This window comes from Planococcus sp. PAMC 21323 (assembly GCF_000785555.1).
In the GTDB taxonomy this organism is placed as follows: domain Bacteria; phylum Bacillota; class Bacilli; order Bacillales_A; family Planococcaceae; genus Planococcus.
Genome location: NZ_CP009129.1, coordinates 906,507 through 920,712, shown reverse-complemented (window position 1 = coordinate 920,712; position 14,206 = coordinate 906,507). Strand labels below are relative to the sequence as shown.

The window sequence follows — 14,206 nt, the reverse complement described above, 5'->3', positions numbered from 1 at the left end:
CTCTTTTCTTTATTATTTATCTTTGTAATGAGGTGGATTTTTAATGGCTACGCGACGATAAACAATTAACCCTAAACCAATGACAATTGCTATTACAGATACAAGTTGTGCAGCGCGAAGTTCGCCCACTACATACAAACTATCTGTTCTCATCGCTTCAATGAAGAAGCGACCTACAGAATACCAAATCATATAGAAGAAAAACATTTCGCCACGTACTAAATTAACTTTCCGTAGTAAAAGTAAAATGATAATGCCGACTAAACTCCACATAGATTCATACAAAAAAGTTGGGTGGTAATAAGCTCCATCTATGTACATATGATTGATAATCCAATCAGGAATAAATAAATTTTCTAAAAACGCACGTGTTACTTCTCCGCCATGAGCCTCTTGGTTGATAAAATTACCCCAACGGCCAATCGCTTGTCCGATTAAAATACTTGGAGCTAAAATATCTGCTACTTTTAAAAATGAAGTGTTCCGTTTTTTCGTAAACAGATAAGCCACAATTACCGAGGCAATCAAAGCACCATGAATAGCGATTCCACCATTCCAAATTGCAATGATTTCTGCGGGATTATTTTTATAAGAATCCCACTCAAAAGCCACATAGTAAATCCGCGCACCGACTATCGCAAGCGGTACCGCCCATATTAATAAATCTGTTAAAAATTCGACATGAAGTCCCCGTTTAACCATCTCACGTTGTCCTACTAAAAAGGCAATAACGATTCCAGCTGCGATGATAACGCCATACCAACGAACTGTAATCGGTCCGAGTGAAAAAGCGATTGGGTCAATTGAAGCTAATAATGAAAACATTTTGTGCACCTTCCCATTCGCTTAATTTGTATCTTGTGAAATAACGTCATTAAGACGATTCGAAAATTCTTCTGCCGCATTGACACCCATTCTTTTTAGTCGATAGTTCATTGCAGCTACTTCAATAATTACGGATAAATTTCGACCTGGACGAACCGGGATTGTCAGCTTTGTCAATTGCGTATCAATAATTTTCATCGTTTCTTCTTCTAATCCGAGACGATCGTATGTTTTATCTTGATCCCATACTTCTAAATCAATAACCAATGAAATTCGTTTAAATGTACGCACTGCGCTTGCACCAAATAACGTCATAATATCAATGATGCCGACCCCTCGGATTTCAAGCAAGTGCTCGATTAGTTTAGGTGCAGATCCGACTAATGTATTTTCACCTTCTTGGTGAATTTCAACACAATCATCAGCTACTAAACGATGACCTTTTTTAACAAGCTCGAGTGCTGTCTCACTTTTACCTACACCACTTTTACCTGTGATTAAAACTCCCACACCATAAATATCAACTAATACACCATGAATAGCTGTAGTCGGTGCTAATTTACTTTCTAAGAAGTTAGTCAATAAACTTGAAAAACGTGTTGTTGACATTGGTGTCGTCATAACTGGCACATGCCGATTGCTTGAAGCAGCAATCAATTCTTCAGGAACAGGAACGCCATGCGAAACAATGATTGCTGGCGTATCGTCTGTACAAAGTTTCATCATCCGATCTGAGCGCTCTTTTGGAGTCAACATCGCAAAAAAAGAAAGCTCTGTTTTGCCGAGCAATTGTACACGATTAGCCGGATAATGCGTAAAATAACCTGCCATTTCCAAGCCAGGTCTTGAAATATCACTAATGGGAATATGACGGCCGATGCCTTCTTCTCCACTGATTAAATCTAAGTCAAACATTTTCATAACTTGTTTCGTCGTTACTTGTCCCATTTAAGCCCCTCGCTTCCTATCCGCACATTTGTTTCGAATTTTTGTAGAAATAGCTACTAAAGCATGCGGTTTGCTTTCATTTTACCATGGATAAAATATATTTGAAGATTTTTGTCCCCTTCCTTCTTTCTTCTAACTATATAAATGGCAAAAGGAGGAGATTCAGAATGAAAATATTAATTGATGCCGGGCACGGTCCAAACACACCTGGAAAGCGCTCGCCTGATGGCAAATTGAAAGAATTCTATTTTAATGCCGCTGTAGCAGAAGAAGTGAAAAAATTATTGCTTTTGGATGGACATACTGTGGTTTTTAGTCATCAAACTGATTTAGATGTTCCTTTGTATGAACGGACACAATTGGCAAATCGCTTGAAAGTTGATTTATTCGTATCGATTCATGCAAACGCTATGGGTCGGGCGTTTAACGAAGCAAATGGCATAGAGACGTTTATTTACTCTAAACCACAGTTAGCTTCTCAACAATTAGCATCTGCTGTTCAACAATCCTTACTACTTATTACAAAGCGAAAAGACCGCGGTATTAAAAGAGCAGACTTTGCTGTTCTACGAGATACGCATATGCCGGCTATACTTGTAGAATGTGGATTTATGACGCATAAACAAGAAGTAGAATTGCTTAAGTCATCCGCTTACCGAAAACGCTGCGCACAAGGAATTTGTTTTGGTATTGTCTGCTTTGCAAACCAGTCTTAAAGTCTCACCTATTGCAAAACGCGATGGCCTCTAAGGCTATCGCGTTTTTCTTATGGTTGAATTTAAATTCTGATAAACTAAAGTTAAGAGGTGACGTTATGAACAAAACCATTGGAATACTAGCACATGTTGATGCTGGTAAAACCACATTTTCTGAACAACTGTTATATCATACAAAAAGTATTCGTGAGCGTGGGCGCGTCGATCACCAAAGCGCTTTTCTTGATAGTCACACGATAGAAAAAAGTCGCGGTATCACGATTTTTGCAGATCAAGCATCTTTTTCTTTTAATGATTCAACTTATTTTCTAATTGATACCCCGGGACATGTTGATTTTTCGCCTGAAATGGAGCGTTCGATTCAAGTAATGGATTACGCCATTATGATTATCAGCGCTGTCGATGGTATTGAAGGTCACACAGAAACGGTTTGGGAACTTCTTCAAAAGTATAAAGTTCCCGTATTTTTCTTCATTAATAAAACCGATCGTGAAGGAGCAAATTCTAGGCAAGTGTTAAAAGAAATCCAAACGAATTTTTCACAAAATACTTGTGATGTTACGCTTGATTTTCAAAATGGACAGATGAGTGAATCCTTAATCGAATTTATTGCAGAACGAGATGAGGAGTTATTAACACTGTATTTAGATTCTGGATACGACGAATCACTTTGGCTTGAACGCTTACAATATATGATTGGGGCAAATCTTATTTTCCCTTGTGCCAATGGTTCTGCTTTGCAAGATACCGGCATTTTAGAGTTTTTGCATCAACTCGATTTATTGACAGTCAGCGCTTATCAAAAAGATAAGGCATTCGGAGCTCGGATTTATAAAATTAGGCATGACGAAAATGGTAACAGAATATGCTTTTTAAAAGCATTCAGTGGAACACTCCAAGTTCGAGATAAACTAATATACGGCCCAAAACGTTTAGAAGAAAAAGTATCTCAAATTCGGATGTATAACGGCAAGAAATTCCAATCTGTTGAACAAGCTGTTGCAGGAGAATTATTTGCGATTGCTGGATTATCTGAAGCTTCCATTGGGGACACTATTGGCGTGTATTCTGATAATACCCAATCAGAAGTTTTTCCCACTTTAAAATCAACTGTACTCTTTGACTCAACGGTTCATGTAAAAGAAATACTAAAGAGTTTTCAATTACTTGGTGCAGAAGACCCTTCGCTGTCGGTATATTGGGATGAACATTTCCAAAAAATCCAAATCCAAGTAATGGGCATTATTCAATTAGAAGTTTTAGAACAAGTCGTTCTAGAACGCTTTGGTCATCGCATTCAATTTGGCGAACCGGAGATTCTTTATAAAGAAACAATTGATAACTTTGTTATGGGCTATGGCCATTTCGAACCGTTACGTCATTACGCAGAAGTTCATGTACGAATAGAGCCTGGTTTACGTGGCAGTGGCTTTCAAGTTGCAAACAACTGCCATGCCGATGCTTTATCTGTCGGCAATCAAAACTTGATCCTCCATCACTTAACTGAGCGCAATCATCACGGCTTATTAACTGGCTCGCCATTAACGGATGTTAACGTAACCTTACTAACAGGACGTGGACATAATCAGCACACATCGGGCGGAGATTTTAGAGAAGCCACTTTCCGTGCCCTTCGCCAAGGATTAGAACAAGCTCAAAATCGATTGCTTGAACCCATGTACCGATTTAAAATTAAAGTGGATTTGGATCAAATAGGAAAAGTGTTATCCGATATTCAACAAGCTTATGGCAGTTTCGAAACACCTGAAACTAGTGATGGAAAGACAACTATTGAAGGTCGCGCGCCTGTTGCGACATTTATGAATTACAGTACCGAATTCGCAGCATGGACTCACGGTAAAGGTTCACTCCGTTTGTTATTTGATGGGTACGATCTATGCCATAATGAAGAACAGGTAATTGCTAAAATAAACTACGATAAAAATGCTGATCCCCTCTACACCTCGACTTCTATTTTTTGCGCTAAAGGTCAAGGATACAAAGTTCCATGGGACGAGGCAGAAAAAGCAATGCATTGTTTGTAAAATCATAGCTGAATGAAAAGAGGGATTGAATATGTACGAACTCAAAACAAAAGAATCCGATGCAGATGTTATTGAATTTATTGAATCAATTGAACAGCCAAAAAAACGGCACGATGCTTATAAACTTGTAGAACTGTTTGAACAAACGAGTGGATATCCCGCGAAGATGTGGGGGCCTAGCATTATCGGCTTTGGCTCTTACCATTATGTTTATAAAACGGGCCATGAAGGCGATGCCCCGCTTGTTGGATTTTCTCCAAGGAAAGCAAAGATCAGTTTATATTTTGCGACCGGCGACGAAAATCGCGGTTCCTTACTCGAAAAATTCGGCAAACATACTAGCGGAAAATCCTGTGTTTATATTAATAAAACAGAAGATATTGACCTTGAAGTTCTCCAACAATTAATTAAACAATCCATTGGATTTTTACAGGATTTATACCCAGAGAAAAACTAATCTCTGTCATGCAGCCCATAAGAAAAGCCGACACAAGTAACTTGTGTCGGCTTTCTATTATTTATTCGATTGTTAAGTAGCGAAGTAAAACGGAACCTGTTTTGGTTTCGCCATAAACTAATAATGGAGCTGCTGCCGGTTCTGTTCCTTGTTTTGAGAAACGAATCGACTTTTGCATAAATTGCCCTTGCTCATGCGTAGCATCGATATCTGAAAGCAAAACATCCATTTTGCCAAGGTTAGAAGAAACCTCACCTTTTAATGGCAAATGTGCTGGAATGTAAATTTCCACATTTCCTGCTAAAGTTTTAGTTTCAAGTTTACGCGCATCTTTGCATCTTGTTGTAGCAACAATATTGCCGTTTAACGATTTTGCAACAACCGTCTGGATATCGCCATCGATGTAAATACGCCCATTTAATGTTTCGGCTTCTAATACTTTACCTTTAGTTTCATTGACATGAATTGCACCATTAGCAGTTTCCAATTCAGCATCAGCAAACTCTACATTTTTCAAATCAATTTTGCCATTTGCTGTTTTGACTTTTACTAATTCGGCATTTAATCGTTTCATTGTGAATCCACCATTAAACAAACGGGCTGTAATGTGTTCGTACATCGTCTCAGGTACATATAGCACTACATTTACTTGTGTTGTTTTCAAATCGCTAATAATCCGTAATTTATGATCATCCGCGATAAAAACAAATTTATCTAAGAAGTCTTCTTTGGCTTGTGCTGCAGATTCTGAGCGGTATGCTTTAACGCTACATTCTGCACGTATTAGCCCATCTTGAGCTGGGAAAATCTCTAATTGACCATTCGCGATATCTGCAATAATGGTATTCAAGTCTGTCATTTCATCTGTGAAAGTATGATTAAATTGAACAGCTTCACCAAACGGTGAGTCGAACTCCATCGTTTTTAATTTACCTACAGAAGTTTGCATAAACTCCATCATTCGATTGCCAAAATCATTAATATCTCGCGAAACATTCTTTGATACATTTTTAGATACATTTTTCGAAAAATCTTGAGACACTTTTTTAACAATGTCCTCCGGTCTGAAAAATCCACGCTTGCTTTGTTTGTCTCTTTGATTGTTACGGCCGTAATTTGGCTCGTTTGAAGATGAACTGTTGCCATCAATTGCTCGCAACAACTCAACTGCTTCACGTGCTGAAATCGTACCGTTCTCAACCATGTCTAAAATACGTTCTTTTTCGCTTTGCATGTATTGCGGCCTCCTCTTTTTCTGAATATCGATAAGCAAGAGCTTATCTGACCAAACAGATAGGTTCTTTTACTTTATACGTTAATTAGCTGAAAAAGTTTCATTTTGCTACTTTTTTCTTTCGACTTGCACCTTTAACTAGAGATTCCATTCGTGCCCGGTCCCGTTCAAGAATTGGTTTTAAATACTTGCCAGTATAGGAATTTTCAACAGCTGCGATATCCTCAGGAGTGCCCGTCGCCAAAATAGTTCCACCTTTATCTCCGCCTTCAGGACCTAAATCAATAATATAATCAGCTGTTTTTATGACGTCTAAATTGTGTTCGATGGTTAGTACTGTGTCGCCATTTTCTACGAGACGCTGCAACACGAGTAAGAGACGCGAGATATCGTCAGCATGTAAACCAGTCGTTGGTTCGTCTAAAATGTAGAAGGATTTGCCGTTTGAACGCTTATGAAGCTCTGAAGCCAACTTGACGCGTTGAGCTTCTCCTCCCGATAAAGTTGTAGCAGGTTGCCCCATCGTAATATAACCCAATCCAACATCAACAATAGTTTGTAATTTGCGGTTGATTTTTGGAATGTTTTCGAAAAATGATAATGCATCTTCTACCGTCATAGCTAATACATCAGCAATACTTTTGTTTTTATATTTCACTTCCAATGTTTCCCGGTTATAACGTTTGCCATGGCATATTTCACAAGGCACATAAACATCCGGAAGGAAATGCATTTCTATTTTTATAATACCATCTCCGCGACAAGCTTCACAGCGACCACCCTTGACGTTGAAACTAAAACGCCCTTTTTTATAGCCACGAACTTTTGCTTCGTTTGTTGTGGCATAGACATCTCGGACATCATCAAAAACGCCTGTATACGTTGCTGGGTTTGATCGCGGTGTCCGCCCAATTGGTGACTGATCGATTTCAATAACTTTTTCCAGCTCTTCAGTTCCTTCAATAGTATCGAATTGACCAGGTTTTGCTTTCGCTCGATTTAGACGGTGCGCCAAAGTCTTGTAAAGAATTTCATTGATTAGCGTGCTCTTTCCTGAACCTGATACGCCTGTAACGGCTGTAAACAGCCCTAATGGAATGTCGACATCTACTTTTTTCAAGTTATTTTGGTTTGCTCCACGAATTGATATTTTCCGGTCACTTGGCGTTCTTCGCTCGGCCGGTAATGGAATAAACTTCTTGCCGCTTAAATATTGTCCAGTTAACGACTTTTTGTTTTTCATCACTTTGTCAGGTGTCCCTGCAGCAATTATTTCGCCGCCATGTACGCCTGCTCCCGGTCCAACATCGATTAAATAATCAGCCGCTAACATTGTGTCTTCATCATGTTCGACGACAATTAATGTATTTCCGATATCACGCATGCTTTTAAGCGTCTCAATTAATCGGTCATTATCACGTTGATGCAATCCTATGGAAGGTTCATCTAGAATATATAATACACCGGTCAACCTAGAACCAATTTGAGTTGCTAAACGAATTCGCTGTGCTTCTCCACCTGATAAAGTTCCTGAAGCTCGATTTAACGTTAGGTAATCTAATCCGACATTGATAAGGAAACCGATCCGTTCTTGAATTTCACGTAAAATCAATTTTGCGATTTGCATATCTTTTTCCGATAATTGGAGTTCATCAAAAAATGCATATGCTTCTACAATAGAAAATTCTGCTACTGTACCGATGTGCAAATTGTTTACTTTAACTGATAGAGATTCGGGTTTTAAGCGATATCCTTCACAGCTCGGACATGCTTGTTGCCCCATGTATTTTTCCATTTGTTCACGAATATAGTCAGATGAAGTTTCACGGTAGCGTCGATCTACGTTAGAAAGGACTCCTTCAAATTGAATATGGTTATCTCGAATTTGGCCATAATCATTTTCATATCGGAAGCGAATTTTGTCATTTCCAGATCCGCGCATAATGACATTGATATGTTCTTCAGGCAACTCACTAACTGGTATATCCATATCAATTTTATAATGTTGACAAACTGCTTTTAATAATTGTGGGTAATATTGTGAACTGGTCGGTTGCCATGGAACAATTGCGCCTTTATTTAAGGACACGTTCCAATCTGGAATAACGAGTTCTGGATCAACTTCAAGCTTCATCCCTAAACCGTCACAGTCTGGGCAGGCACCAAAAGGTGAGTTGAATGAAAACATTCTCGGTTCTAATTCGCCAATGGAAAACCCACAAATTGGACAAGCATGATGTTCGCTAAACAATAACTCTTCTTGTTCCATTACATCTACTAATACTCGCCCATCTGCTAAGCGAAGAGCAGATTCTAGAGAATCACTTAAGCGCGGAGCAATACCTTCTTTAATAATAATCCGGTCAATAACTACTTCGATATTATGCTTTTTGTTTTTATCTAAGGTAATATCGTCATCTAAATCAATTAACTCACCATCTACACGGACACGTACATAACCTTGCTTTTTAATGTCTTCAAGCAACTTCACATGTGTTCCTTTACGTCCAGAAACAATTGGAGCTAAAATTTGCATTTTAGTCCGCTCAGGATACTCCACAATACGATCTACCATTTGTTCAATGGTTTGCGAAGAAATCTCTATGCCGTGATTTGGACAAATTGGCTTTCCTACGCGCGCAAACATTAAACGCATATAATCGTAAATTTCTGTTACTGTCGCTACTGTAGATCGTGGGTTTTTACTTGTAGTTTTCTGATCTATTGAAATAGCTGGTGACAAACCTTCTATTAAATCAACGTCAGGCTTGTCCATTTGCCCCAAAAACTGGCGTGCATAAGCAGACAAAGATTCTACATATCGTCTTTGACCTTCTGCATAAATCGTATCAAATGCTAATGAGGACTTACCAGATCCTGACAAACCAGTCATGACAACAAGCTTGTCACGCGGAATGACAACATCGATGTTTTTCAAGTTATGTGCGCGTGCACCTTGTATACGTATTTCCTGTTTCTTCATGTTGCATCATCCTTCCGCTTTCAATTCAAGCACCGTATCACGCAATTCTGCAGCTCGTTCGAAATCGAGTGCTTTTGCTGCTTCTTTCATTTCTGTCTCCAATAAACTGATCAGTTTTACGCGCTCTTCTTTTTTGAGCTTTTTGCCTGATACTGCTTTTGAAATATATTCTTCTGACTCTTCTGCTGCGTTTGTTGCACGAATAACGTCACGAATTTTCTTCTGTATCGTAATTGGCGTTATACCATGTTTTTCATTGTATTCCGCTTGAATGGTACGGCGTCGAGTTGTTTCATCCATCGCTTTTTGCATTGAATCCGTTATTCGATCAGCATACATAATGACACGACCATTTGAGTTTCTTGCTGCACGACCCATTGTTTGTATTAATGAACGTTCAGAACGCAAGAAGCCTTCTTTATCAGCATCTAATATGGTCACTAATGAAACTTCCGGAATATCTAATCCTTCACGTAATAGGTTAATCCCAATAAGTACATCATAAACACCCATACGTAACTCGCGAATAATTTCAATTCTTTCGAGTGTTTTTATCTCCGAGTGTAAGTAATTTACTTTAATGCCCGCATCTTTTAAATAAGCCGTTAAATCTTCCGACATCTTTTTGGTCAATGTGGTAACTAGTACACGCTCATTGACTTCCGCACGTTGACGAATTTCGTCCATCAAGTCATCAATTTGACCTTCAATCGGTCGAATTTCGATTGTCGGGTCAAGTAATCCAGTCGGTCGAATAATTTGTTCTACCATCTCAGGTGTGTGTTCTAATTCATAGGGTCCCGGAGTTGCTGATACGAATACCGCTTGACTAATATGTTCCTCAAATTCGGTAAACGTTAATGGTCGGTTATCCATCGCTGAAGGTAAACGGAATCCATGATCCACTAATACTTTTTTACGTGCTTGGTCACCATTAAACATTCCGCGCACTTGCGGCAAGGTTACATGACTTTCATCTACAACTAGCAAAAAGTCATCTGGAAAGTAATCGATTAATGTATAGGGCTGTGCTCCTGCAGGTCGAAGTGTCAAATGGCGCGAGTAGTTTTCGATACCTGAACAAAAGCCCATTTCCCTCATCATTTCTAAATCGTAACGCGTTCGCTGCTCAAGTCGTTGTGCTTCTAATAATTTATCTTCTGCACGCATCTCTTTTAATCGCTCTTCTAACTCTACTTCAATATTTTCAATGGCTTTGACCATTTTATCTTCGCGTGTAACAAAGTGAGATGCTGGAAATATGGCAACATGATCGCGTTCGCCAATAATTTCACCAGTCAGTGCATCTACTTCACGAATACGATCAATTTCATCACCAAAAAATTCTACGCGTAAGCATCTTTCGTCGCGTGACGCTGGAAAAATTTCTACCACATCACCTCTAACTCGGAATGTTCCTCGTATGAAGTTGATATCGTTACGTTCGTATTGAACATCAACTAATTTTCTTAGCAACTGATTTCGCTCAATTTCCATTCCTTTACGTAACGAAACGACTAACTCGCGGTATTCTTTAGGAGAACCAAGTCCATATATGCAAGAAACCGAAGCAATGACTATTACATCATCACGTTCAAATAGCGAACTGGTTGCAGAATGGCGAAGTTTATCAATTTCGTCATTGATACTCGCATCTTTTTCGATAAATGTATCGGATTGAGGAACGTATGCCTCAGGTTGATAATAATCGTAATAACTGACGAAATACTCCACAGCATTGTCCGGAAAAAACTCCTTAAATTCACTGTAAAGCTGCCCAGCTAAAGTTTTATTATGAGCCATAACAAGTGTTGGCTTTTTCACTTGCTGAATGACGTTTGACATTGTATACGTTTTTCCTGTACCAGTTGCCCCCAATAATGTTTGGCAACGCTTGCCGTTAATGATGCCTTGGGTCAATTCAGTAATGGCTTGTGGTTGATCGCCCGCGGGTTCATATGGGGCTTGAAGATTAAATTCTTGTTTCATAATGAGGCATCCTCCCGTTCTTTCAATACTTCTACTTTAACATATGCCCTAAAAAATCCCTAACAAAAAGCGAACATATGTTTTAACGCAAATTAAAAAATAAATAATCAGATTTAAAACTTGTAATTGCAAGTTAAATGAAGTTCATTCTATATAAGGAGCACAGAAAAAAGAGAACTAGATGTGGTCTAGTTCTCTTTTTTCTACCCATATTTTGTTAGCTGTTTATTCTGTTTCTTCGTGATTTAAAATTTGTAATTGAGTAGTATATTTAGTGAATGCTTTTTGATCATGGTTGTCTAAAGCCTCGTCAATCAGTGTCAGCAGCTGTTCTACTTGTTGAGAACGGTGAACATGCTTTAAGAACAGATCTAAATAGATATCATTTAGCAGCTTTTCTGCTTCCGTAATTTTTTTTGTTTGAGCCATTGCTTTCATGAAATCAGCATAAGAATAATAGTTTTCCATTCTTCTTCACCCCGAATGCTTTTCATTAGTATACATGAAAGGAATAATAAAAATCAAGACTTTTTTGAAAATTACAACTAAATAGAAAAAATTTTATTTTCAATCTAATTTACATTGCCAAATTTCCATTTTTTATTATAATAGGATATGTAAAGTAAATTTAGGGGGTTATTCTTCATGAGTAAAAAGAATCACAGACCGTCTTCGTATACGATTTGTACAAATACGTATGCCCTTTTACCCTATACAGACGGCCACCGCACCTGGATGCGTGTGATTGAAGACCGCAATGAGTTTGTGGTTGAAGATGCTGTATATAAAACGGTTACCACTTCCTGCCGCTTTTACCGAGCTTCATTGGAAAGTGCCACACTTTACGCCCAAAAAGCTGTTGGTGTGAAACATAAGCCCCCCATTATAATAGGCGAGTATTACGGCAACCCACTCATATTCTTTCCGACACACTCTCCTAAAAACAAAGAATGCGTTTGGTTTAATTATGACGCTATTGATCTTATCGAAAGTGACAGTAGCGGTAAAGGAAGTATTATTTATTTAGGCAATAACGAAACCGTTTATTTAGATGTATCGCCTATCGCTTTACGAAACCAGCATTCTTTTGCGGGTTCCCTTCGTCGTTTTTTCAAAAAAGCGCAGCGTGTTCATAACCGCCCGATGGCTTATGTGACTACACGGACATTTCCTCCGCGTAAACAGCAACCTCTTGAGTAGGCATTTCACTACTTTCAAGATCCAATTTAAAGAGCTGCCGATTAAAGTAAAATACTTTAATCGGCAGCTCTTTTGTTAGTGTTTATAAGTTATTTATAGTGCTACAGTTATTCTTATTATTTAGCTTATACACCCAGTCCAGGATATTTACACTTTATTTAATCGAACGGTAAGCCCATAGCGAGCCTACGAAGAATACAGAAGAAACCCACATATAAGGCTCATTCCAGAACCATACCGATACGGAAATTCCGACAAATGATAAAATCGTAAATACTCCAGCAAACATGCGTGATTGTAAATCACGTCGGTATTCGCGCTCTTTACCGTCACGATTCTCGATATATCGGCGTAGACGTTCTGGTTCTTCTAAATAATTGATCACTTTCTGAGGGAATACCCGCAATGGACCGGTTCCATTTAATACCCAGCGTAGGATGTCTTCTTTACCAAACATGCCTTTACCTTCTTTTTGTGACGAAGCCCATTCGAGAATTCGTGGTCGAGCCAAAGCCATTAAATCTACATTAGGATCTAAGATGTGCAAGACCCCTACAAAAATCGAAGCTGCTCGTCCAAAAAAAGCAAATTCAGCTGGTAATTGAACCGGTTGTGTACGGACAATGTCTTGAATATCGTCAAGTAAACGTTCCACAACAAAACTGTCCATCTGTGACAACTCGTTTGTTTCGTATGCTGATACAAGTCTAGATATGGCATCTTCTAAGATCGCGCGATCTGCCTGCGGCAATAAAAAGCGCAGCTCTTCCAATGAATCGAGAACTTGCTCGTAATTTTTGAAAATAATCCCTTCTGCTGCACGTAATACAGATTGAGAATCTTTTTTCGAAATCGTGCCAATCATTCCGAAATCAATCAATACAATACCGCCGTTGGGTTCAAGTAAAATATTCCCCCCATGAGGGTCTGCATGGAATTGACCACCGTACAAAATTTGTTCTAAAAACAAAATAAACAATCGTTCGGATATTTCATGACGATCTAATTCATTTTTTTCGATAAAAGCTAGATCTGTTATACGTGCTCCTTCGATCCATTCCATTACCAATACTCGACGTGTTGTGAATTCATCGAAATACATCGGAATCCGTACTCCTTCCATCGCATCAAAGCGATCAGAAAAAGAGCGGCCATTTTGAAGTTCTTTTAAAAAATTAAGTTCATTGCCAATTGTTTCTGTCATTTCCACATATAACTGCTTAAAGTCGATTTGTTTTCCAAATGGTGTGAACTTTTCAGCTAACCATATCACAATACGGATGGCTTTAAAGTCGGCGCGTAATATTCGATCAGTTCCTGGTCGTTGAACTTTAACAGCAACTTCCAATCCATTTTTCAATACGCCTTTATAAACTTCACCAATCGAAGCAGAAGCGACGGCGGATTCCGATAAATGTTCCAAGTAATCCGTATGAGTTGTATTCCATTCTTGCTCAAGTACCGAGACAATATCCTGCCTTGGAACAGAAGGTACACGATCTATTAAACCTTCTAATTCTTCAAGAAACGATGGCGGCATAATATCCGCACGCGTTGAGAGAAACTGCCCCAGTTTAATCATAAGTCCACCAAGCTTTAATGCGAGGTTCTTATACTCTTTTGCTTGCTTTGTAATCATCTCATTCCATCTTTTTTCAACTAACGGAGTCCATTTGCCACGATTGCGCTTTTGGAAAATCGTTATTTGTAAAAAGAATTTGACTGCCAACCAGACAATCCGGAAGATACGTATAAATGTTATTTGATTCATAAATGCAGTCCCTCCCATGGAGTTCATTATAGAGTCTG

Annotated in this window: 11 protein-coding genes; 4 read left to right on the top strand and 7 right to left on the bottom strand. The window is 38.7% G+C overall.

The features are described from left to right. Window positions 1-12: 12 nt before the first annotated feature. Complete coding sequence (lgt, locus tag PLANO_RS04580) at window positions 13-825, bottom strand: prolipoprotein diacylglyceryl transferase (protein WP_038703322.1); 813 nt, start codon at window positions 823-825, stop codon at window positions 13-15. A 21-nt stretch (window positions 826-846) separates the two neighbouring features. After that, window positions 847-1,773, bottom strand: coding sequence for an HPr(Ser) kinase/phosphatase (gene hprK / locus PLANO_RS04575; protein WP_038703321.1), 927 nt, complete (start codon window positions 1,771-1,773; stop codon window positions 847-849). A 167-nt stretch (window positions 1,774-1,940) separates the two neighbouring features. Here hprK and PLANO_RS04570 point away from each other — a divergent pair, with 167 nt between their 5' ends. The 3 genes from PLANO_RS04570 (at window position 1,941) to PLANO_RS04560 (ending at window position 4,991) form a co-directional block, all read left to right on the top strand. Further along, window positions 1,941-2,489 carry an N-acetylmuramoyl-L-alanine amidase family protein gene (locus tag PLANO_RS04570; protein ID WP_038703320.1) on the top strand — a complete coding sequence of 183 codons (549 nt, stop codon included), beginning with the start codon at window positions 1,941-1,943 and terminating at the stop codon, window positions 2,487-2,489. A 98-nt stretch (window positions 2,490-2,587) separates the two neighbouring features. Continuing rightward, window positions 2,588-4,534 (top strand): elongation factor G, encoded by a 1,947-nt coding sequence (locus PLANO_RS04565; RefSeq protein WP_038703319.1) that lies wholly within the window; start codon window positions 2,588-2,590, stop codon window positions 4,532-4,534. 31 nt (window positions 4,535-4,565) lie between these two features. After that, window positions 4,566-4,991, top strand: coding sequence for a DUF1801 domain-containing protein (locus tag PLANO_RS04560; RefSeq protein WP_038703318.1), 426 nt, complete (start codon window positions 4,566-4,568; stop codon window positions 4,989-4,991). Between the two features lie 61 nt (window positions 4,992-5,052). Here the strand turns inward: PLANO_RS04560 and PLANO_RS04555 are convergent, their stop codons facing one another. From PLANO_RS04555 to PLANO_RS04540, 4 genes are all read right to left on the bottom strand, one after another. Continuing rightward, complete coding sequence (locus tag PLANO_RS04555; protein WP_038703317.1) at window positions 5,053-6,225, bottom strand: DUF4097 family beta strand repeat-containing protein; 1,173 nt, start codon at window positions 6,223-6,225, stop codon at window positions 5,053-5,055. Window positions 6,226-6,325: 100 nt separating this feature from the next. Continuing rightward, window positions 6,326-9,208, bottom strand: a complete 2,883-nt coding sequence (gene uvrA, locus PLANO_RS04550; RefSeq protein WP_038703316.1) for an excinuclease ABC subunit UvrA — start codon at window positions 9,206-9,208, stop codon at window positions 6,326-6,328. Window positions 9,209-9,214: 6 nt separating this feature from the next. Then, a complete protein-coding gene (gene uvrB, locus PLANO_RS04545) occupies window positions 9,215-11,197 on the bottom strand; it encodes an excinuclease ABC subunit UvrB (RefSeq protein WP_038703315.1) in 1,983 nt (660 codons plus the stop codon). A gap of 225 nt (window positions 11,198-11,422) precedes the next feature. After that, window positions 11,423-11,665: an IDEAL domain-containing protein gene (locus PLANO_RS04540; RefSeq protein WP_038703313.1), complete on the bottom strand. Its 243-nt coding sequence runs from the start codon at window positions 11,663-11,665 to the stop codon at window positions 11,423-11,425. Between the two features lie 177 nt (window positions 11,666-11,842). Between PLANO_RS04540 and PLANO_RS04535 the strand changes: the two genes are divergently transcribed. After that, window positions 11,843-12,397 (top strand): competence protein ComK, encoded by a 555-nt coding sequence (locus PLANO_RS04535; protein ID WP_038703312.1) that lies wholly within the window; start codon window positions 11,843-11,845, stop codon window positions 12,395-12,397. Window positions 12,398-12,551: 154 nt separating this feature from the next. Here the strand turns inward: PLANO_RS04535 and PLANO_RS04530 are convergent, their stop codons facing one another. After that, window positions 12,552-14,168 (bottom strand): ABC1 kinase family protein, encoded by a 1,617-nt coding sequence (locus PLANO_RS04530; RefSeq protein WP_038703311.1) that lies wholly within the window; start codon window positions 14,166-14,168, stop codon window positions 12,552-12,554. Between the last annotated feature and the right edge of the window lie 38 nt (window positions 14,169-14,206).